At 40.0% G+C, this 20,846-nt stretch carries 20 protein-coding genes; 13 read left to right on the forward strand and 7 right to left on the reverse strand.

Features of this window, described 5'->3' with window-relative positions:
- Positions 1–36: 36 nt before the first annotated feature.
- On the reverse strand, positions 37–687 hold the full coding sequence (locus A7P55_RS12425) for a TetR family transcriptional regulator (RefSeq protein WP_004801762.1): 651 nt from the start codon (positions 685–687) through the stop codon (positions 37–39).
- A gap of 313 nt (positions 688–1,000) precedes the next feature.
- Between A7P55_RS12425 and A7P55_RS12430 the strand changes: the two genes are divergently transcribed.
- The 4 genes from A7P55_RS12430 to A7P55_RS12445 all read left to right on the forward strand — a co-directional run bounded on the left by A7P55_RS12430 (position 1,001) and on the right by A7P55_RS12445 (position 6,519).
- Entirely contained in the window at positions 1,001–2,026 is a 1,026-nt protein-coding gene (locus A7P55_RS12430; RefSeq protein ID WP_004801763.1) for an iron-sulfur cluster-binding domain-containing protein, read from the forward strand.
- A 33-nt stretch (positions 2,027–2,059) separates the two neighbouring features.
- Positions 2,060–3,202, forward strand: a complete 1,143-nt coding sequence (locus A7P55_RS12435) for an acyl-CoA desaturase (protein WP_171552435.1) — start codon at positions 2,060–2,062, stop codon at positions 3,200–3,202.
- Positions 3,203–3,310: 108 nt separating this feature from the next.
- Positions 3,311–4,027 (forward strand): ribonuclease PH, encoded by a 717-nt coding sequence (gene rph / locus A7P55_RS12440; RefSeq protein ID WP_004801766.1) that lies wholly within the window; start codon positions 3,311–3,313, stop codon positions 4,025–4,027.
- Between the two features lie 311 nt (positions 4,028–4,338).
- Positions 4,339–6,519 carry a phosphocholine-specific phospholipase C gene (locus A7P55_RS12445; protein WP_171552325.1) on the forward strand — a complete coding sequence of 727 codons (2,181 nt, stop codon included), beginning with the start codon at positions 4,339–4,341 and terminating at the stop codon, positions 6,517–6,519.
- A gap of 68 nt (positions 6,520–6,587) precedes the next feature.
- On the opposite strand, the gene A7P55_RS12450 is transcribed toward A7P55_RS12445, so the two are convergent.
- Positions 6,588–6,827, reverse strand: a complete 240-nt coding sequence (locus A7P55_RS12450) for a hypothetical protein (RefSeq protein ID WP_171552326.1) — start codon at positions 6,825–6,827, stop codon at positions 6,588–6,590.
- 195 nt (positions 6,828–7,022) lie between these two features.
- Here A7P55_RS12450 and A7P55_RS12455 point away from each other — a divergent pair, with 195 nt between their 5' ends.
- Complete coding sequence (locus A7P55_RS12455; protein ID WP_171552327.1) at positions 7,023–7,214, forward strand: hypothetical protein; 192 nt, start codon at positions 7,023–7,025, stop codon at positions 7,212–7,214.
- Here the strand turns inward: A7P55_RS12455 and nadC are convergent.
- A complete protein-coding gene (gene nadC, locus A7P55_RS12460) occupies positions 7,211–8,056 on the reverse strand; it encodes a carboxylating nicotinate-nucleotide diphosphorylase (protein WP_171552328.1) in 846 nt (281 codons plus the stop codon). The genes A7P55_RS12455 and nadC overlap by 4 nt on opposite strands.
- A 349-nt stretch (positions 8,057–8,405) precedes the next feature.
- Between nadC and A7P55_RS12465 the strand changes: the two genes are divergently transcribed.
- The 4 genes from A7P55_RS12465 to murJ all read left to right on the forward strand — a co-directional run bounded on the left by A7P55_RS12465 (position 8,406) and on the right by murJ (position 11,430).
- Positions 8,406–8,702 carry a hypothetical protein gene (locus tag A7P55_RS12465; RefSeq protein ID WP_171552329.1) on the forward strand — a complete coding sequence of 99 codons (297 nt, stop codon included), beginning with the start codon at positions 8,406–8,408 and terminating at the stop codon, positions 8,700–8,702.
- Positions 8,703–8,758: 56 nt separating this feature from the next.
- Positions 8,759–9,172 carry a hypothetical protein gene (locus A7P55_RS12470; RefSeq protein WP_171552330.1) on the forward strand — a complete coding sequence of 138 codons (414 nt, stop codon included), beginning with the start codon at positions 8,759–8,761 and terminating at the stop codon, positions 9,170–9,172.
- 61 nt (positions 9,173–9,233) lie between these two features.
- On the forward strand, positions 9,234–9,797 hold the full coding sequence (gene ampD / locus A7P55_RS12475) for a 1,6-anhydro-N-acetylmuramyl-L-alanine amidase AmpD (RefSeq protein WP_171552331.1): 564 nt from the start codon (positions 9,234–9,236) through the stop codon (positions 9,795–9,797).
- Positions 9,798–9,879: 82 nt separating this feature from the next.
- Positions 9,880–11,430, forward strand: coding sequence for a murein biosynthesis integral membrane protein MurJ (murJ, locus tag A7P55_RS12480; RefSeq protein ID WP_171552332.1), 1,551 nt, complete (start codon positions 9,880–9,882; stop codon positions 11,428–11,430).
- Positions 11,431–11,477: 47 nt separating this feature from the next.
- Here murJ and A7P55_RS12485 read toward each other — a convergent pair whose 3' ends face one another.
- The 4 genes from A7P55_RS12485 to A7P55_RS12500 all read right to left on the reverse strand — a co-directional run bounded on the left by A7P55_RS12485 (position 11,478) and on the right by A7P55_RS12500 (position 16,438).
- Entirely contained in the window at positions 11,478–12,161 is a 684-nt protein-coding gene (locus A7P55_RS12485) for an FKBP-type peptidyl-prolyl cis-trans isomerase (RefSeq protein ID WP_171552333.1), read from the reverse strand.
- A gap of 48 nt (positions 12,162–12,209) precedes the next feature.
- Complete coding sequence (locus tag A7P55_RS12490) at positions 12,210–12,917, reverse strand: FKBP-type peptidyl-prolyl cis-trans isomerase (RefSeq protein WP_004801786.1); 708 nt, start codon at positions 12,915–12,917, stop codon at positions 12,210–12,212.
- 206 nt (positions 12,918–13,123) lie between these two features.
- On the reverse strand, positions 13,124–15,250 hold the full coding sequence (locus A7P55_RS12495; RefSeq protein ID WP_171552334.1) for a GNVR domain-containing protein: 2,127 nt from the start codon (positions 15,248–15,250) through the stop codon (positions 13,124–13,126).
- Positions 15,251–15,328: 78 nt separating this feature from the next.
- Positions 15,329–16,438: a polysaccharide biosynthesis/export family protein gene (locus A7P55_RS12500; protein WP_005319938.1), complete on the reverse strand. Its 1,110-nt coding sequence runs from the start codon at positions 16,436–16,438 to the stop codon at positions 15,329–15,331.
- 504 nt (positions 16,439–16,942) lie between these two features.
- On the opposite strand from A7P55_RS12500, the gene rfbB reads away from it, so the two are divergent.
- From rfbB to A7P55_RS12520, 4 genes are read left to right on the forward strand one after another with little or no spacing between them, the layout of a single operon-like run.
- Positions 16,943–18,001: a dTDP-glucose 4,6-dehydratase gene (gene rfbB / locus A7P55_RS12505; protein WP_171552335.1), complete on the forward strand. Its 1,059-nt coding sequence runs from the start codon at positions 16,943–16,945 to the stop codon at positions 17,999–18,001.
- Positions 18,001–18,876 (forward strand): glucose-1-phosphate thymidylyltransferase RfbA, encoded by an 876-nt coding sequence (gene rfbA / locus A7P55_RS12510; protein ID WP_171552336.1) that lies wholly within the window; start codon positions 18,001–18,003, stop codon positions 18,874–18,876. The genes rfbB and rfbA overlap by 1 nt, the downstream gene beginning before the upstream one ends.
- Positions 18,873–19,730 carry a WxcM-like domain-containing protein gene (locus A7P55_RS12515; RefSeq protein WP_171552337.1) on the forward strand — a complete coding sequence of 286 codons (858 nt, stop codon included), beginning with the start codon at positions 18,873–18,875 and terminating at the stop codon, positions 19,728–19,730. Before rfbA ends, A7P55_RS12515 begins: the two co-directional genes overlap by 4 nt.
- Positions 19,727–20,845 carry a DegT/DnrJ/EryC1/StrS family aminotransferase gene (locus tag A7P55_RS12520; protein WP_171552338.1) on the forward strand — a complete coding sequence of 373 codons (1,119 nt, stop codon included), beginning with the start codon at positions 19,727–19,729 and terminating at the stop codon, positions 20,843–20,845. The genes A7P55_RS12515 and A7P55_RS12520 overlap by 4 nt, the downstream gene beginning before the upstream one ends.
- The last annotated feature ends 1 nt before the right edge of the window (position 20,846 follow it).

The raw sequence follows: 20,846 nt of genomic DNA on the forward strand, positions 1-20,846 counted from the left end.
AATGCTTTTATATATCAAACTTTGGTTTGGATCAGGTCAAGCGTTTTGTGGTTCCCAGTTAGAAATACCACTGAAGAGTAAACGGACTTGAGTCGCTGCATTGTCGATAAATAAGTTTTGTTGTTCGAGTAGATGATCAATCGTGAATTGTTTGGGTAAATTGATCCACGTCATTGCCCATGTAAACGACATATTAATCAAAATCGTAGATAAGACTTGCAAGTCTTTGGCTTCTTTAATGTGTTTGAAGGTTTCGAGTTTGCATAGATCAATGGCGAGGTCTTCAATCAGAAACTCAATTTCACGTGCAATCGCAATGCGGACTGTTTCTGAGCCCCCCCAACGTTCTGCAATCATAAACTGCCATTGTTGCGGACTATGATTCACGGCCTGTACAAAAAGTTCAATACTGGTACGGGTTTTGGCACTGCCACTGTGTTTCAAATAGCTTTGCCCTAATTGATGAATCAAGCTTTTTAGATGTAAAGAGACTTGATCAACCAGTTCTTGGCCCAGTGTGTCCATATCTTGGAAATGACGATAGAACGCTGTTGGAACTAAACCAACCTCGCGAGCAACTTCACGCAAACTAATACTACTAAATGAGCGCCCAGCAGTGCTGAGATGAAGTGCTGCATCTAGTAGAGCCTGCCGACTCTGTTGTTTTCGTTCATCTCTAATCGACATGAATAAGACTCGTTGAAACCGTACAGCAGAGTCTAGCAAAAAAAACAGAAACTTTTTAGTCCTTGTCCATTGCTAAATGCCAATGTTTTTGATCTTTCACTGATCAATGCTTGCTAGGTATGAGCTTAAAGCCTGCGTAAATTTTTTTATTTTTTCCTTATTTTAAATGGCTTATTAAAAAGTATAAAAAATATTCAAAAAATTAGTGAACAAGTGTTGACTCAGTGAACACAAATAAATATAGTGTACACATGTTCACTACACGAACATTTGTTCACTCAAAATAAATAGCCAGATACAAAACGAGGAACGTATGAACGCAGAGTTAAGTTATCAGCCACATTGGATTCGAGAAGATTTTGTTGATTTTATTTTGCAAAAAATAAAGCCAACCTTTGCTTGGAAACGCATTCTTGCAGAAGTAACCGCCGTACAGCCACTCAGCTCGGATATGGTGTTATTGACGATAAAGCCAAATCATAATTTTGATTTTAGCCAAGTCCAAGCAGGTCATAGTGTTTTGATTACCTTGATGATCAATGGGGTATATCAACAACGCAGTTACTCAATTATTGATGTTACGCCACAGGGCGAAATTCGTCTTGGGATTAAAGTTCAAGGTGTGGTTTCGAAAGCAGCACAACAATTGTGCGTAGGCGATCGTTTCGAGATCTCACAGGCACAAGGTGACTTCGTCTTACATCAAGGTCAGCAACCTGCATTACTGATTGCTTCGGGTTCAGGGATTACCGCGATTTATTCTTTATTGCAACAAGCGCTACAACAGCAGCTTGAACAGATTCATGTGGTTTATTTTAACCGTGCAGAAGTATTGCATCAGGACATTTTGGCCTTGGCTGAGCAATATCCACAGTTGCATTATCATTTCTTTAATACCGCAGAGCAAAAACAGCATTTAGATGCAGCATTGTTAGAGAAATTGGTCCCAAATTTTAAAGAGATGCAAGCTTATGCGTGTGGTCACCACAGCATGATGCGCCAAGCGCAAGACATTTATACACAACAGGATGCAGCTGGAAATTTTCATCAAGAGTTTTTCCAACCGATCCAGATTGAGCATTCAAGTGCAGCTCAACCGATTAGTTTCCGTCGTGCGCAACAGAATTTTATTGCAACGACCAATCTACTCAGTAGTGCAGAACAAGCAGGTTTACGTCCACAACATGGTTGTCGTATGGGTGTCTGTAACCGCTGTAGCTGTACCAAAGTCAGTGGTGTGACCCAGAACGTGATCACAGGCGAAATTGATGATCAACCGAATCGTCCAATCAAGTTATGTGTGAGCCAGGCCTTAAGCCCAGTCACGATTGACCTATAAAAACAAAGATATTTGAGGATTAGTACAATGAATATGGCATTAGAATTTAAAACCGTATCAAAGTCAGCGCATTTAACTCCTGAACAAGTCGAAGAGTTTGGTCGCCGTGTCGAGCAAATACGTTTAGACGTGATGCAAAATCTCGGTGAGCAGGATTCAAAATATATCTACAAAGTGCGTAATTTCGTACGTTATACCGAAATCGCATCACGCGGTATGTTGATGTTCGGTGGCTGGATCCCACCCGTATGGTTGCTGGGGACCGCCATACTGGGTGTGTCTAAAATCGTAGAGAACATGGAGTTGGGCCATAATGTGATGCATGGTCAGTTTGACTGGCTCAATGACCCTAGCTTGCGTGGCGAAGACTACGATTGGGATAATACCTGTTCAGGCAATGACTGGCGCTATACCCATAATTATATGCATCACACTTATACCAATATTGTCGGTAAAGACCATGATGTCGGTTATGGCATTTTAAGGGTGACAGAAGATCAAAAATGGGAAGTGCGTCATTTGGCCAATATTCCGTTGGCTTTACAGTTGATGTTCTTTTTCCAATGGTATGTCGGGGTACAAAACCTGCATTTGGAAGATGCTTTGGTCTATAAAACCAAAACCTGGAAACAGGTTTGGGCGGATGCATCTGATTTCCGTAAAAAAGCGACGCGTCAGGTGTTAAAGGATTATGTGTTTTTTCCTGCAATTGCAACGATTAACTTTATTCCAGTATTGGCTGGAAATGCAGTTGCAAACATCATGCGTAATTTATGGTCGTCAGCGGTGATTTTTAATGGTCACTTTACTGAAGATGCGGAAACCTTTGAAGCAGATAATACTGAGAATGAGACCAAAGCACAGTGGTATCTGCGTCAGATTCGTGGTTCAAGTAACTTTACCGGTGGTAAATGGATGCACTTTATGAGTGGTAATTTGAGCCATCAGATTGAGCATCATTTGTTCCCAGATATGCCTGCCAATCGTTATGAGCAAGTTGCACCACAAATCAGAGCTTTATGTGCTGAGTATGGCGTGAACTACAACGAAGCTAACTTTATGAAGCAGTTCTGGACGGTTTGGGTTCGTTTAGCAAGATGTTCTTTGCCGAATGATATGGCTGCACAAGTGGCTCAAACTTGGACGAATTTCAAATCGAAGTTTAAGTTTGCTTAAGCGATGACTAATTCTGTGAATTGTAACGAATAAGTAAAACTGGAAGCACGTGTAATTGAGATATACTATGGCGCAATGATATTTGTGCCATAGTTTTAAGGAATCGTTATGCGTATTGACCAAAGAACATTAGACCAATTACGTGAGGTCAAAATTACCCGTAACTTTACTCGTTACGCAGAAGGCTCAGTTTTGGTTGAGTTTGGTCATACTAAAGTGTTGTGTACCGCAAGCATTGAGAACTCAGTACCTCGTTTCTTGAAAGGTCAGGGGCAAGGTTGGGTGACGGCTGAATATGGCATGTTACCGCGCTCAACGCATACGCGCAGTGATCGTGAGGCGGCACGCGGTAAGCAAACAGGTCGTACCCAAGAAATCCAGCGTTTAATTGGTCGTAGCTTACGTGCCATGGTGGATTTGAAGAAATTAGGCGAGAACACCATTACGATTGACTGTGATGTGATTCAAGCGGATGGCGGCACACGTACAGCAGCAATTACAGGCGCAGCAGTGGCTTTGGTTGATGCGATGAATGTATTGCTTAGCAATAAAAAAATTAAACAGGATCCATTAAAAAGCTTAGTCGCAGCAATTTCAGTCGGGATGTATCAAGACGAAGTTTTACTCGATTTATGCTACGAAGAAGATTCAAATTGCCAAACCGATTTAAACGTGGTGATGACACAGGCTGGCGAATTTATTGAAATTCAAGGAACGGCAGAAGACAAGCCGTTTACGCGCCAGCAGTGCAATGCCATGTTAGAGCTTGCAGAAAAAGGAATCGCGGAATTGATTCAGAAGCAACAGCAGGCACTCGGTTGGTAAGCTCCAGTTGATAGTGCGGGCGGTCTGGTTTTTTTAGACCGCCTTTTTTTTATCCATTTTTTGTCATTGAATTGCGATCAAATCATCATTCAATTGTCATTTAGATTGTATTGACTATCTGCACTGATATTTAACGGATAGTCAAATGCGAAATTTCCTTTTAGCGTTGCTCAGCAGCAGTTGCTTGTTACTCAGTGCCTGTAACGACAGTGATGGCGATAATAATAATCCTACGCCAAGTCCAAAGCCGCCAACATCTACCTGCAAAATTCACTGCGCGCCATAAACAATAACAATAAGGAAATAAACCAATGAATCGTCGTGATTTTTTATTAAATTCAACCAAAGCCTTGTTTGGTACAGCAGCGCTCACCAGTTTCCCAATGAGTATTCAGAAGGCACTTGCGATTGATGCCAAGGTAGAAACAGGCACCATCAAAGATGTCAAACATGTGGTGATCTTGACCCAAGAGAATCGTTCTTTTGACAACTACTTTGGTACTTTGAAAGGTGTACGTGGTTTTGGTGACCGTTTTACCATTCCTTTAAGCCAAGGTCGTAAAGTCTGGGAACAGTATGATGCCAATAAGAATAAGGTCTATCCATATCACTTAGACAGCAGCCGCGGCAATGCACAACGTGTCAGCGGTACACCGCACTCATGGACCGATGGACAATATGCTTGGGATCATGGTCGTATGGGCAGTTGGGTACAATACAAACAACCGCAATCGATGGGCTATTACAAGCAACAAGAAGTTGAATTTCAGTTTGCTTTGGCCAATGCCTTTACTCTGTGTGATGCTTACCACTGCGCGATGCATACGGGAACCAACTCAAATCGTATGTTTATCTGGACTGGTACCAATGGTCCAACAGGGGCCAATGTTGCCAGTGTCGTCAATGATTTGGATGCGATTGGCCCATCGACCACAGGTTATGACTGGACCACTTATCCTGAGCGTTTACAGCAAGCAGGGGTCAGCTGGAAGGTGTATCAAAACATGCCTGATAACTTTACTGATAATCCATTAGCAGGATTTAAAAAGTATCGTCGTGCCAATGAGTTATCAGGTAAACCTGTCAATAACAGCACCATTTGCCCAGCTTATGATCCAGCAATTGATGCCAGTCAACCTTTGTACAAAGGCATCGCCAATACCATGCCAGATGGTGGTTTTTTAGGGACATTTAAACAAGACATTGCCAAAGGACAATTACCGCAAGTCAGTTGGTTGGTCGCACCCGCAACTTATAGTGAGCATCCAGGGCCATCAAGCCCAGTGCAGGGAGCATGGTATATCCAAGAAGTTCTCAATGCGCTGACTGAGCGTCCTGAGCTGTGGAGCCAAACCGTTTTCTTGATCAATTTTGACGAAAATGATGGTTTCTTTGACCATGTACCTTCACCAAGCGCACCTTCAATGGATGCATCAGGCACGGTATATGGCAAATCGACGCTCAGCAAAGAACAGATGTCTTATGAATATGCGACGCATGCCAAGGCTTCGAATGGACAACCGAATTTTACCGATCCTAAAGTGAGTAATGGTGTTGGGGTCTATGGGCCGGGGATTCGTGTGCCGATGTATATCATTTCTCCGTGGAGTCGTGGTGGTTGGGTCAATTCCCAAGTGTTTGACCATTCTTCAGTAATTCGCTTCTTGGAACAATGTTTTGATGTGAAAGAGCCGAATATCAGTCCCTATCGTCGTGCAGTATGTGGTGATTTAACCTCGGCATTTAATTTTAAAACCCCTAATTTACTCCCTATGCCAGATTTATCCGGTAAGAAGAGCAAAGCTGAGGCCGATGCGATTCGTAAAGCACAGGAGAGTTTATCTCAGGTCAGCCGTCCGCTCAGTCAGACCGATCCAGTTCAGGACATGGGGATTCGTCCATCGCGTGCACTGCCTTATGTCTTGCATAGCAGTGCCAAAGTCGATGTTGTGGCTAAAACCGTGAAATTAATGTTCTCAAATACAGGCACGCATGCGGCCGTGTTCCATGTCTATGACAAATTGAATTTAGAAGCAGTTCCACGTCGTTATATGGTGGAAGCAGGTAAGCAACTAGATGATGTTTGGCAAAGTAAAGACAATCAATACGATCTATGGGTATTGGGACCGAATGGTTTCCATCGCAGCTTTACGGGTAATCTAACTCAAACCGCACAAATTCAAGCACTTCCAGAAGTTCGTGTTTGTATGGAGGAGTGTGATCCAAAGATTTTCCTAAAAGTCCGCAATGATGCTACACAAACAGCAAAACTGGTGGTCAAAGCCAATGCCTACTTACCAAATAAGAGCTGGCAAATTGAAACGGCTGCGACTGAAAAAGAACTCAGTTGGGACATGACTGAGTTTGGTGGTTGGTACGATTTTAGCGTCACGATTGAAAATGATCCGAGTTATAGTCGTCGTTTTGCGGGTCGTATTGAAACCAATGAGGACTCAATTTCTGATCCGTATATGGGCTTTTCGGGCAGCTAAAGCTTTTAATACACAAGTTAAATTAGCAGTTTAAGTGAATGCTTAGGCTGCTTTTTATAGGCTGAAAATTATCGTAGTAAAAACCAGTAGATACACAGAAAAATCAACATGAGCAGCGTGATAAAACCGACGACAAATACTTCAGTACTGTCAAAATCTACCCGTTGTCCAAGGTGATAGCAACGAACCACCCCATAGCCAATGCTACGAATTACACCTTCAATAATAATCTCAAAAATCAGGTCAATGATGAGAAAACGGAACAGCTTAAACAGCACATGAAACACAGCTTCGAATACGGTATCCACACTTATTATTTTAATAAATTGAGCTGCTTAGCATTTTAAGCTTACATAGATTGAAATGAAAGTAGACACAAATACATCATCGTCAACAAATAGCTCACTGAGCATTTGCATGTTGTAACAAAGCCCTCAGATTTGGCTCATGTTGCTTTGATAGATTGAACACAAATTGAAATTAAGCATTTTTAGGGGATAACGATGTTACAAGTTTTTCTGGTGTTACTGACCGCAGTGACTTTTGTTTTGATGGCGGCGGATCCACGACCGACTGATTCAACCGAAGCCAAATCAGCGTGGAGTGAGCGAGTTGCAACGAATCAGTTGATTCAGACAGAGACTGTTGCCCAGCAACAGCCTGTAAAGCAAGAAAAAGACCTTGATCAGGCTTAAGCGTTAAAACGCATCGATAAATCAACCGCGCGCACATCTTTGGTCAATACGCCCATTGAAATGTAATCCACACCCGTGGTGGCTACTTCACGTAAATTGTCGATGGTAATGTTACCTGAAGCCTCTAATTTACAACGCCCTGCGACATGCTTGACTGCATCAATCATCTGCTGCTGGCTAAAGTTATCCAGCATCACAATATCCGCACCTGCTTCAAGTGCTTGATTGAGTTCATCCCAAGTTTCGACTTCAACTTCAACTGGTTTACCCGGTGCGATGTCATGCGCTTTGTGAATCGCTTGAGCAATTCCACCCGCAGCCATGATGTGATTTTCTTTAATTAAGAATGCATCAAACAAACCTAAACGGTGATTTTGTCCACCACCAACAGCAACCGCATATTTTTGTGCAATGCGTAGGCCCGGCAAGGTTTTACGAGTATCGAGCAGTTTGGTGTGTAGCCCCTCGAGTTGTTGAACATAACTTGCTGTTTTAGTTGCAACCGCAGACAGCGTTTGGATGAAATTCAGCGCAGGACGCTCTACAGTGAGCAAACTACGTGCTGAACCTGCCAGTTTTAAAAACGCTTCATTTGCCGCAACTACATCACCTTCCTGTTTTAACCAAGTCACTTGCACTGAGCTGTCATAGGCTTGGATCAAGGCATTGACCCAAGGTTGACCTGCCAGCACCATCTCTTCACGGCTAATAATGGTCGCTGTGGCTTGTTCATCGGCTGGTGTGAGCAGGGCGGTGATATCGCCATCCCCAATATCTTCCTGTAATGCTTGTTGAATATTGATTTGAATAGATTGTTCAAGCAAAGATTGAGGGATACTCATACCAGTTCCAGTGTATGTTTGACTAAAAAACGTGGGGTTTATCTTACATTGTCTTGATAAAAAAGGGTATGTCATCAAAGGATAGAATGAAAGTGTAAATATAACGTGAAAATTAAAATTAGTTCACGAAAATGCTTAAAAAATACAAACAATAAGTGATCAAATTTGGTGGTTTTTATGAAATTTAACTTATTTAATATCAATGTATTAGATGTTTAATTACAAAAAATTACATTTTGAGCTTAACTTCTCGCTCTCTCGTTTGTATTCATATATATGAAAACCAAAATTAATAGCGTTTTTACATTGATTTTATTTCATCTTGAAAACTAAATTAAAGGAGAAAATGATGATTTGGGGCGATCCTATTTATAAGTTAGGCTCAATATATCTTGAGAAAGTATTACACAATATGGGGTCATCAAATGACCAGTTGAAATTTGGTGAAACAGGAAAGAAAGGTATTCAGCCAAGATATGTAATTTACACAATTCAAGGCGAGTTTCGGGCAAGTTATCATGGTGGAAGTCATATGCCTGATAAGGAAAATCCTGATGGTTATATGCAAAAAAATATTTCACAAAAATTCTTTAGTTATGCTGAAATCTTGGAAGCGAAAGAGACCGCTGAACAGCTAGGTATATAAATTATATTAGCCCCTTGACTTATGTTTTGGGGCTAGCTAATTAATAAAGAAAAGATATGAACTTATTTTTAGATTGTGAATTTAACGGTTTTGGTGGTGAACTGATTTCATTGGCATTGGTCGATGAAGAGGGCCACTCTTTTTATGAAGTATTGGACTGTCCTCAACCTTTAGCTTGGGTGGCTGAAAATGTGATGCCTCTACTTGCTCAAGCACCGATCTCACTCACCGAATTTCAAAATAAATTAAGTTTATTTTTGAATGAGTATGACGCAATTCATGTGATTGCAGATTGGGTAGAAGATTTATCATTGTTCACTCGTAGTCTTGTGCTTGAGGCAGGACGAGCAATGGTTACGCCGCCACTCACTTTAGAGTTATGGACAGGAAAAATGGGATTTCCCTCTCAAGTTCCACATCATGCCCTTTCTGATGCAGAAGCGTTGGCTGATTCTTATAGGTTACAATAACGCTATTCATCTGAGTTATGTTATATAGGAAACATAAAACTGTGAGTGGGTCAGACTCAGAATGCAACAATTTAAAATCCAAGATGGAAGATTACATGGTGCAACACAAATTTCATCGCCGAATTTTAATGCACGCCCTGCCGATACCGAGATTCAACTAATTGTTATTCATAATATTAGTTTGCCACCTTCACAGTTTGGTGGGGGCTATATTCAGCAATTCTTTCAGAATCAACTGGATTGGTCTATCCATCCTTATTTCCAAACCATTGAAGGAATGCAAGTTTCTACTCATCTGCTGATTTTGCGTACAGGCGAAGTGATTCAGTTTGTGAATTTTAATGATCGTTCGTGGCATGCAGGCCGTTCTAGCTATTTAGCGTTGAAAGAATGCAACGATTATTCGATTGGGATTGAGCTAGAAGGGAGTGACGATTTACCTTTTGAGCCTGAACAATATCAGGCATTGGTTGAAGTTGTGAATACTTTAGGTCAAGCTTATCCAAAAATTCAAAATCATATTGCAGGCCACTCTGACATTGCGCCAAAACGTAAAACCGATCCAGGTTTATATTTTGATTGGCAATTATTTCGAAATTTGCTGTCTAAACAAAAAACACGCTAAAAATATGACCAGATTTAAGATTTCATAACGAAATCTATTCGGACTTTCATTACAATAACGCTTTTTAAAAGATAAGCCGTAGGTGAATGCGATGGCATTGTGGCGATCGACTGTAATTGTCAGTGCAATGACGATGTTATCTCGAGTGTTGGGGTTGGTACGTGATGTGGTACTGCTCAATGTATTTGGTGCAGGCAAGGACTTCGATACCTTCGTTGTTGCCTTTCGTATTCCCAACTTTTTCCGACGCTTATTTGCGGAAGGGGCTTTTTCTCAGGCTTTCATTCCTGTTTTGACCGAATATAAGACCAGTCGTGCCCATGCCGAAGTCCAGATTTTAATTAGTCGGGTGTTTGGCTGTTTGCTCACGGCCATGTCGTTATTGACCTTTGTCGCTATGGTGGCTGCCCCAGCGATTATTTATCTGTATGCACCTGGTTTCCATAACGATCCTGAAAAATTTGAGCTCGCGGTCGATATGTTTCGCCTGACCATTCCCTACTTAATGTTTATGTCATTGACGGCTTTTGCCAGCAGTATCTTAAACAGCTATGGTTCATTTGCTTCACCTGCATTTTCTCCTGTATTACTCAATGTGGCGATGATTGCAGGGGCGTGGTGGTTAACCCCGTATATGGCAGAGCCAATTATGGCTTTGGGCTGGGCGGTGGTCGCCGCGGGTGTTTTACAGTTGGCGATCCAGATCCCCGAATTATGGAAAAAGAATTTACTGATTCCACCTAAAGTAGACTTCAAACATGAAGGGGTGGATCGTATTTTAAAACTGATGCTGCCTGCCTTGTTTGGGGTGTCAGTGACTCAGATTAACTTATTGCTGAACACCATTTGGGCATCATTCATGCAAGATGGTTCAGTATCATGGTTATACAGTGCTGAACGCATGACTGAGTTACCACTGGGCTTAATTGGTGTCGCTATTGGTACAGTAATTTTACCTTCACTTTCCGCACGTCATGCAGAGCAAGATCAAGCCAAATTTAGAGGCATGATTGATTGGGCTGCCAAGATTATTATGCTGGTGGGGATTCCTGCGAGTATTGCATTATTTATGCTCTCGACCCCGATTATTCAGGCCTTGTTCCAACGTGGTGAATTTACCGTGGAAGATACACGAATGACTGCCTTAGCACTGCAATGTATGAGTGCAGGGGTCATCTCATTTATGTTGATCAAAGTATTTGCGCCAGGCTTCTATGCACAACAGGATACTAAAACCCCAGTTCGTGTTGGCTTAATGGCCGTGGCAGCCAATGCGATTCTAAACGTAGTCTTTATTGGCTTGTTTAAGTTGATCAATTGGCATGCCGAGCATATGGCGCTCGCACTAGCATCTTCAGGCTCGGCTTTGGTCAATGCGGGTATGCTGTATTTCTATTTGCATAAACGTAATATCTATCGTTTTGGGGCACATTGGAAAAAACTGGCACTGCAATATGCGGTTGCCAATATCGCCATGATTGCAGCACTTTGGTATGGTTTAACCTGGTACCAAAGCGATATTTCTCAATGGCTACGTATTGCTGAAGTGATTGGTTTATGTGTCACCGGTGTTGTTGCCTATGCTGTAGCATTGTTGGCTACAGGTTTCCGACCAAGGCATTTAAAAGCTTAAAGTCATGGATTGAAAAAAATTAAACCCTCCGAATGGAGGGTTTTTTATTATTGAACTTCGAGCAGCTCAATATCAAAAATCAACGTACTATTAGGACCAATTGCATCGCCCGAACCGACATCACCATAGGCAAGATTTGCGGGAATAAAGAAACGACTTTTGCCACCTGCTTTCATGGTTTGTACACCTTCGGTCCAACCTGCAATCACTTGGCTGAGTTTGAACTCAAGTGGATGGTTGCGTGCAATCGAACTGTCGAACACAGTTCCATCGAGCAAGCGTCCTTCATAGTTTACTTTAACCGTTGATGTCGCTTTTGGTGATTTACCTTGTCCTTGTTGTAGTACTTGGTACTGTAGGCCTGATTTCGTAGTCACGATATCTGCTTTCTTGCTATTTTCTGCTAAAAAGGCTTTACCTATCTGATCATTTTTTTGTGCTTGTTCTTGGAACTCAATTAGTTGCTTGGCTTCTAAGCGTTTTTTATATTGATTTAGAACGTTGGTCATTTCTTCGTCGGTCAATGATGCCGTTTTACCTTGAACAGCTTCTTGTAAGCCTTGTGCGAAGGTTTCAATATTCAAATCTTTTAAGGTTTCGGCATTGCCTCTGCCCATGAAATAACCGTAGCTATACCCGAGTTGATCTTTTTGTGGGCTTTTTAGTGTAATGGGTGCAGCCTGCACTGTTCCGATGGTTGTTGCAATTAAAATGAGACCTAATCTTTTCATTATTTCTTCCAAAAAATAAAGGAGAGCACAGGCTCTCCTTAAGATCATTTACTTAACAGCGATTAATTCTACATCAAAAATTAATGTGCTATTCGGTGGGATCGAACCAGGAACACCTTGTTCACCGTAACCTAAGTTTGCAGGAATATAAAGTGTTGCTTTACCACCTTCTTTCATCAGCTGTAAACCTTCAGTCCAGCCTGGAATCACTTGATTCAGCGGGAACTCAATTGGCTCGCCACGGTCATAAGAGCTATCAAAGACTTTACCATCAGCAAGTTGACCTTTGTAGTGAACTTTCACAACAGAAGTCGCGGCAGGCTGTTTACCTGTACCTTCTTTAGTGATTTTATATTGCAAGCCTGAAGCGGTGGTTTTCACACCTTCTTTTTTCGCATTTTCTGCTAAAAAGCTGTTGTTGGTCGCTTCGACTTTTTTGGTCTCATTCGCTTGCTTTTGTTGTAGTTCTTTTTGGAACTCGACATAAGCCGCTTGTAACTCTTCTTCTGTGTAGGCTGCTGGTTTTTGTGCATGTCCGTCACGGAAGCCAGTAATAAATGCACTGGTTTCTAATTCAGGTGGGGTTTGTTTTGCGACTTCGTAACCTAATGCATAACTGATTTTTGCCACAGGTGCTGCATTTTTGTCAGCCTTGGCGCCAAACTCAGTGGTTGGATTTTTAGTAGCGTAGTAAATAGGAACGAGCGCTGCACCGCCTAAAACAGCTGCGACAACGAAAGGTAAAGCTTTACTCATGAGATGTCCCAAAGCGAGATTTTAATAAAAAATATGCCGTTGATCTTAGCATGTATAGGCTTAGGCATTGAATAATAAACAGCAAAAATGCATGGATTTTTTGTATGAGGATTGAGTCATTTGTGAAATCAATGAGCATTCTTGTTGAAATAAAAAAACCAGAGAATTTATAACCCTCTGGTTCCTTTTATTCAATATTAGAGCAATTATTTGCTGGTCTGATATTGATACTGATTAATTTGATAGCTCGGGATCTGATCGAGAATAAGACCATCAATCTCAAGTCCAGCATTCACAAAATAAGATTTTGCGAGTTCAATATCTTTCAGTTGTGTCTGGCCGTATTGGACTAAACAGAGATTAAAACCTGTAAATTGAGCAAGGTTTAAACTATCAGAGGTTGCAAGTACGGGTGCAGAGCTGATCAAAATGTAGTCATATTGATTGCTGATCTGTTGCATTAACTGTGCAAAAATTGATTGATGTGAGCTAATAGAAGCTTCATCATTGCTTTGTCCACGACCAATTAAACTCAAATTCGGATAAGTTGTATTCACGATAATTTGATCTAGATTGGCTTGTCCGCGTAAATATTCAGCTAGGCCCACTTTTGAAGTGCTCTTAAAAAGTTGGTCAAGTTCACCACGATAAAGGTCGCTATCAATGACTAAAACTTTCTGCCCAGCTTGACTGAGATAAAGTGCCAAATGTTGAGCAATCACACCTTGATTTTGATTAGGTGTAACACTTGTTATGAGTGCAACGTTATGTTGTTTTTGCTGTAACTTAAAACGTAAAGTCGGGATAAATGTCTTGAGTGCGTGTAACTCAGGAGCAGTTTTATGTTTCGCTTTAGGTAATTCAATATAAGTATTAATGCCGACAGCCTGTTCAATTTCATCACGATGACGTACGCCAGTTTGTAACATATTGCGAACTAAGGCGATCAATACACCAATAAATCCACCCACAAAAATCGAGAGGATTAACACGATTAGCTTACGAGGTTTGATTGGTTTCGTTGGTTCTACAGGGTAATCTAAAACACGAGTATTTCCTGTTTCGCCTGCTTTAGCCAAGCTTAAAGACTGGTATGTTCCTAATAAATTGGTATACAGCTGCGTTTGTACTTGTACATCGCGATAGTATTGCAAATACTGGCTTTGTGTATTGGGCAATTTTTTTAATGCACTGTTCAACTCATTAATTTTTTTATTGAATACAGCAATTTGGGTATTAATTTCTTGCATCATTGGGTGTTGTGCTGTGTATTGAGCAGCCAATTGTGCCTGCTTCTGCTCTAGCTGAATTTTTTGTGTTTCCAACTCAACACTCTGCTTTAAATAAAGCCCAGCTTCTTGCTGAATATCAATGGTCCCATGAGTTTCTCGGAACGTATTAAACTTTTGCTCTGCCTCTGTTAGCTCTTGTTTCAGTTGTGGCAGTTGCTGGTTTAAAAAGGCTAATGTTTTTTCTTTTTCTGCTGATTTTGTCGCTAAGTTTTGCTTTTGATAAATTTCCAAGATGTGATTTAGCACTTTTATGATGTGCGCTTTGTCTGCTCCATCATAATTGATAGTGATAATCCCTGTTTGCTTGGTAAGTTCAGCCACTTTTAAACTTAATAAAATAGCTTTGACTGCTGCAAGTGTTGATTGTTTTTGAACAATATACTGACCTTCTAGAGGATGTTGGCTTGAAATACTAATTTTCCAAGCTGAACTAAGGGAAGTAGAATTTGCTTTTTGATTTAGGGATCCTTTGTATACTTCTAGCCCAGTCTTTTCTGACGTAAGGCTAAAGTTTTTCTCATGGAAGCTTAAAAGTAGGTCTTGATCTAGATATTTTTTTGGAATGTCAAATTGGCGAATAGAGAACTCAGTTTTATGATTTCTAACTTGTACTTGATCTGTAAGATAGTTGGTGTGAAATTGATCTGCGCTTAAAAGCTTCTGAGCAAAGCCTTGATCTGGTTGGATTTGGATATCTAGATTTAGATCTTGAATCGTTTTTGCTAAAATAGAGCGAGATTGCAAGATTTCGATTTCTGCCTGGATCGATTGTTGACCGCCAAGACCACCAATATTTACGCCAGCTAAACTACCTAAAGATGCAAGCTGTGAGTTTAGACCTGCTAAGCCATTTTGTTTGTTATCAATAATTTGAATTTTTGCATCAACAGCGTAAGTTTTTTCTGCAGTTTTAAGATAAATACTAGCACAAATTAGGGTGAATATTGTACAGAAAACAATAAGTTTCCATTGTGCAATAAGAGCGAAAAATAATTCTCTAAGGTCAATCGTGTCATCAGTCAGTTGTGTATTTTGATTCATAAGGGAACAACTATTTAAAATTTGGGAAAACGCTTGCAGATTCTTGGAGATCTAAATGGTTAGATTGAAAAGGTCATATTATTTACCTAACTGATCAAAACTATAAAGTGCGTTAGAGAATGGTATAATTTGATTAACCATACGCTGCCAGCGCGTCAAGCCTGTTGCATCAATATAAACAATATCATTTTTCTGCATAGCGAATTGATTGGCTAAAGCAAGATTCCCTAAGCTACTCAAATTTAGTTGATAAATAGTCGAGTGCTGAGTATTGAGGTTTGTACGCATTACATAAATACGCGCAGCACTTGCTGTATATGGGTTAATACCTTCACTCTCACCAAGTACATCACTTAAGGTCATCCCTTGATCACGTAAGGGAAGCGCCTGGCTTTTACTTGATTCACCCATGATATAAAGTTTTTGGTTTTGTTTGGTATTTACAAAAATCGTATCATTAGGTTGAATTATTAATTTGTGGAGAGATAAACCACTTTGTTCTAAAGCAACTAAATTTAAATTATAAGTAATCCCTTTACGAATTAACTGTATAGATGTGTTATCCCCTGTTTCAGGATTGACTCCTCCAGCCATACTGAGTGCCGTATACAAGCTAATTGGCTGATCATTCAGCGTATATTGCCCGCTTTTCATGACTTGCCCATTTACAAAGTAACGATTGCCTTCGTAGGATAAAATCCTAACAATAACATCAGGTGTTTTCAAATATTTTGCAAACTGAGACCGTAGATATCGATTAGTTTCTGCAAGGGTTTTTCCTGCAACATGAACTTGGCCAATTAGGGGGAGTTGTACATTGCCATTTATGTCAATTGCATAGCCACTTGCTTGGGCAGATTGCATATTATTAATATTATTTAGAGGGGGAGTAATTTCAGGGTAGGCCCATAACTGGATTGATAAGACATCATTTGCACTTAAACGATATTGGGTGGGAGTTTGGCGAAATAATGTCGATAGCTTGTCTTGTGGTAGCAATGATGTAGAGGCTAGGTTATATAAAGCTAAGTTTTCTTGGGTGAGTTGTACAATCGTAAGATTAACGCCTTGTTCCGTTGTAAAGTCTCCATTTTCAGGTAAGTCATGTGTTTGAAGACCTGAAGTGATTGCACAACTTACAGCGCTAATACTAAGTGTAAGAATTGAAAAAAGTTGGTAATACTTCACATGAAACCCTTAGATAATCTTATTTTTAATCAATACCTATTGTCGTGTATGGATCATCAGTGGACAATGGATGCTAAATCGCGATGATTTTATCCCAAAAGATTAAAAAAACATAATATTCTTTTTGTGGGAGTGTTGAATTATTTGATATAAAAAATTCACTTTATAGAGTAATTTGATTTAGTTCAGTATTTAACGAAAAGCTATTCGTAAATAAATTTAAATTAATTAGAAGATCATTTAAATAAAATAGAATGAAGCGCTAACAAATTGATGAAATTTGTTATATTATGCCGAGTTGTATTCTCCGTACTAATTTGAAGTGTTTTAAGCCTTATTTCCTCATTTTTTTCAGTGAAATAGGATGAAGTTCGAAATAAGCAGCCTAGTGTCTTAGCCGATATTTTGCGAAAGATTTTATAGGATTGTTCATAGATACTTTAAGTTTTGTGTGAAGATATCAAGTTTAGATAGAGTCTACTCGATGTAGTATAGTGGAAAAATATGAAAATATTATTAACTGGTGGCGCTGGATTTATTGGTTCTGCTGTAGTACGCCATATTATAAAAACAACGAAAGATACCGTTTTAAATATAGATAAATTGACCTACGCTGGAAATTTAGAATCCTTAAAAGAAATTGATGAGGATCAGCGCTATCAGTTTCAACAAATTGATATTTGTGATGCGTCAAAGCTAGAGAAGATTTTTCAACAATTTCAACCTGATGTAGTCATGCATTTGGCGGCTGAGTCGCATGTTGATCGTTCAATCGATGGACCAAGTGCATTTATTCAGACCAATATTGTAGGGACCTATACCTTATTAGAGGTGACACGTAACTACTGGCAGGCATTAGATAACAATAAAAAAGCAAGCTTTCGTTTTCACCATATCTCAACAGATGAGGTCTATGGTGATCTAGAGGGTACAACAGACTTATTTACTGAAACAACACCTTATGCGCCAAGCTCTCCCTATTCAGCAAGTAAGGCGAGTTCAGATCATTTAGTTCGAGCTTGGCAACGTACCTATGGCTTACCGACCATTGTCACCAATTGTTCTAATAATTATGGTCCTTATCACTTCCCAGAAAAGTTAATTCCTTTAGTCATTTTAAATGCTTTAGATGGTAAAGCATTGCCGATCTATGGAAAGGGTGATCAGATCCGTGACTGGTTGTTCGTTGAAGACCACGCTAGAGCACTTTATCAAGTCGTTACTCAAGGTGTGATTGGTGAAACCTACAATATTGGTGGACATAACGAAAAGCAGAATATTGAAGTAGTTAAAACCATTTGCAAAATTCTAGATGAATTAAGACCACAGGCTAATGCTCAAGCTTATGAAAGTTTAATTACTTTTGTAAAGGATCGTCCCGGACATGATCTACGCTATGCGATTGATGCATCAAAAATAGAGCGCGAACTTGGCTGGAAACCTCAGGAAACTTTTGAAACGGGTATCCGTAAAACCGTTGAATGGTATTTAAATAATTTAGAATGGTGTCGCCGTGTACAAGATGGCAGTTATCAAGGTGAAAGATTAGGGGTAAATGTCTAATGTCGACGAAAGGTATTATTCTTGCGGGTGGTTCAGGTACACGCTTATATCCAATTACCAAGGGTGTATCTAAGCAGTTACTGCCGATTTACGATAAACCGATGGTGTATTACCCTTTGTCAGTCTTGATGTTAGCGGGTATTCGCGAAGTTTTAATTATCAGTACCCCAGATGATATTGATGGCTTTAAACGACTATTGGGTGACGGTTCGCAATTTGGTGTTGAGTTGAGTTATGCCGTTCAGCCAAGTCCAGATGGTTTAGCTCAGGCTTTTATTATTGGTGAAGCGTTTATTGGTACGAGTAATGTGTGCTTAGTGCTTGGCGATAATATTTTTTATGGACAAGGTTTTACACCAATGCTTCGTCAGGCAGTTGCACGCCAAAAAGGGGCAACGGTCTTTGGCTATCAGGTGAAAGATCCAGAGCGTTTTGGTGTGGTTGAGTTTGACGAGCAAAAACGTGCTGTTTCATTAGAAGAAAAGCCGAAAAATCCAAAATCACATTTTGCGGTGACAGGACTTTATTTCTATGATAATGATGTTGTCGAGATTGCAAAACAAGTCAAACCATCTGAGCGCGGTGAATTAGAAATCACGACAGTCAATCAAATATACCTAGAGCGTGGTGACTTAAATGTCGAGTTACTCGGTCGAGGGTTTGCTTGGCTCGACACAGGCACACATGAAAGCCTACTTGAGGCAGCACAATTTGTAGAAACCATTGAAAAGCGGCAAGGCTATAAAGTGGCATGTTTAGAAGAAATTGCTTTTAATAATGGTTGGCTAAGCAAAGATCAAATTTTAGCAATTGGCCAAAGCATGAGTAAAAATGATTATGGCCAATATTTGATTTCTTTGGTGAATGAAATATGAAATTAATTGATTGGATTGACTTACCAAATTTAGGTGATGAGCGTGGTGGCCTAGTTGTTGCTGAGGCGAGCAAAAATATTCCTTTTAAAGTGAATCGTATCTATTATATTTTTGATGCCAAGCCAGATGTCCCACGCGGTTTTCATGCACATAAAGAGCTACATCAGGTTGCGTTCTGTATAAAAGGCAAATGCAGAATGATTATGGACAATGGTTCTGAAAAACAAGAAGTATGGATGGATCAGGTAAATAAAGGGCTGATGATTCCCCCACTTGTGTGGCATGAAATGCATGATTTTTCGGAAGATTGCATTTTGTTGGTGTTGGCAAGTGAGCATTATGATGAAAGCGATTATATTCGTAATTATGATGACTTCTTAACTGTTGTAAACAGACCATTCATTCACCCATTATCTGATGTACACTCTAAAAATATTGGTCAAAATACTCGAGTCTGGCAATATAGCGTCATCTTGAAGGATGCCGTAATTGGTGCAGGGTGTAATATTTGTGCTCATACTTTAATTGAAAATGATGTGCATATTGGCAATAATGTCACTGTAAAATCAGGGGTTTATATCTGGGATGGTATAACCTTAGAAGATAATGTGTTTATTGGCCCTTGTGTGGCTTTTACTAACGATAAAAAACCACGTTCTAAACAATATCCAGAAAGTTTTGCTCAAACGATTGTAGAGCAAGGTGCCAGTATTGGTGCGAATGCAACCATCTTACCTGGTATCCGTATTGGAAAAAATGCACTGATTGGTGCAGGTGCTGTTGTGACCAAAGATGTTCCAGAAAATGCGATTGTCGTAGGAAATCCAGCTATCATTAAAGGTTATGTAGAATGACAACCCCTTTCTTAGATCTAAAAAATATCAATCAGCAATATCGTGAACAACTGATTAATGCTTGTACTCGTGTGATTGATTCTGGCTGGTATATTGGTGGCACTGAACTTGATCAGTTTGAACAGAATTTTGCTGTATATTGTGGTACACGATATGCGATTGGCGTTGCCAATGGTTTAGATGCACTTATTTTAACTTTGAGAGCTTGGAAAGAGCTTGGCAAATTACAAGATGGTGATGAAGTCATTGTGCCTTCGAATACTTATATTGCAAGTATTTTAGCGATTAGTGCCAATCAACTTGTCCCTGTACTTGTTGAGCCAGATCCCGATACCTTTAATCTTGATCCAGCAAAAATTGAAGCTGTTATTACAAATAAGACCAAGGTTATTTTACCCGTTCATTTATATGGCCAACTTGCGGCAATGCCTGAAATTATGGCAATTGCTGAAAAATATAGTTTATTGGTTTTAGAAGACTCTGCACAAAGCCATGGCGCTACAATTGATGGTAAAAAGGCTGGAAATTGGGGGGATGCATCTGGATTTAGCTTTTATCCTGGCAAAAATCTGGGTGCTTTAGGCGATGCAGGTGCGATCACGACCAATGATACAGAGCTAGCAAATATGCTTAGGGCTCTGCGTAATTATGGGTCGCATGAAAAATATAAGAATCTAGTGCAGGGTGTAAATAGTCGCTTAGACGAAATTCAGGCGGCTATGCTTGATATTAAGCTTAAGTATTTAGATGAAGAAATTGTGCATCGTCGTGAAGTTGCACAGGTTTACTTAGAGGGAATTAGTAATCCTCTGATTGAACTCCCTAAGATTGAATTGAAAGCAATTGAAGATCAACAACATGTCTGGCACTTGTTTGTCATTCGCACTCTTCATAGAGAAGCTTTACAGCAGCATTTAGCAGCACACGGTATACAGACTTTAATTCACTACCCAATTCCGCCACATAAACAACAAGCTTATCGTGAGTGGAATAATCTAAGTTTCCCAATATCTGAGAAAATACATGAGACAGTCCTTAGTTTACCAATGAGTCCTGTCTTAAATATAAAAGATGCTCAGCATATAGTTGAAGTCTGTAACACGTTTAGTCTTTGAT

The organism is Acinetobacter sp. Ac_5812, assembly GCF_013072695.1.
Classification (GTDB): Bacteria; Pseudomonadota; Gammaproteobacteria; order Pseudomonadales; family Moraxellaceae; genus Acinetobacter.

Coding starts and splice junctions, on each gene's coding strand:
- A7P55_RS12485 (WP_171552333.1), bottom strand. CDS start 12,161: ATGAAAAGATTAGGTCTCATTTTAATTGCAACAACCATCGGAACAGTG.
- A7P55_RS12470 (WP_171552330.1), top strand. CDS start 8,759: ATGAACTTATTTTTAGATTGTGAATTTAACGGTTTTGGTGGTGAACTG.
- A7P55_RS12435 (WP_171552435.1), top strand. CDS start 2,060: ATGGCATTAGAATTTAAAACCGTATCAAAGTCAGCGCATTTAACTCCT.
- ampD (WP_171552331.1), top strand. CDS start 9,234: ATGCAACAATTTAAAATCCAAGATGGAAGATTACATGGTGCAACACAA.
- A7P55_RS12515 (WP_171552337.1), top strand. CDS start 18,873: ATGAAATTAATTGATTGGATTGACTTACCAAATTTAGGTGATGAGCGT.
- A7P55_RS12445 (WP_171552325.1), top strand. CDS start 4,339: ATGAATCGTCGTGATTTTTTATTAAATTCAACCAAAGCCTTGTTTGGT.
- rph (WP_004801766.1), top strand. CDS start 3,311: ATGCGTATTGACCAAAGAACATTAGACCAATTACGTGAGGTCAAAATT.
- A7P55_RS12495 (WP_171552334.1), bottom strand. CDS start 15,250: ATGAATCAAAATACACAACTGACTGATGACACGATTGACCTTAGAGAA.
- A7P55_RS12430 (WP_004801763.1), top strand. CDS start 1,001: ATGAACGCAGAGTTAAGTTATCAGCCACATTGGATTCGAGAAGATTTT.
- A7P55_RS12520 (WP_171552338.1), top strand. CDS start 19,727: ATGACAACCCCTTTCTTAGATCTAAAAAATATCAATCAGCAATATCGT.
- A7P55_RS12465 (WP_171552329.1), top strand. CDS start 8,406: ATGATTTGGGGCGATCCTATTTATAAGTTAGGCTCAATATATCTTGAG.
- A7P55_RS12490 (WP_004801786.1), bottom strand. CDS start 12,917: ATGAGTAAAGCTTTACCTTTCGTTGTCGCAGCTGTTTTAGGCGGTGCA.
- nadC (WP_171552328.1), bottom strand. CDS start 8,056: ATGAGTATCCCTCAATCTTTGCTTGAACAATCTATTCAAATCAATATT.
- rfbA (WP_171552336.1), top strand. CDS start 18,001: ATGTCGACGAAAGGTATTATTCTTGCGGGTGGTTCAGGTACACGCTTA.
- rfbB (WP_171552335.1), top strand. CDS start 16,943: ATGAAAATATTATTAACTGGTGGCGCTGGATTTATTGGTTCTGCTGTA.
- A7P55_RS12425 (WP_004801762.1), bottom strand. CDS start 687: ATGTCGATTAGAGATGAACGAAAACAACAGAGTCGGCAGGCTCTACTA.
- A7P55_RS12455 (WP_171552327.1), top strand. CDS start 7,023: ATGTTACAAGTTTTTCTGGTGTTACTGACCGCAGTGACTTTTGTTTTG.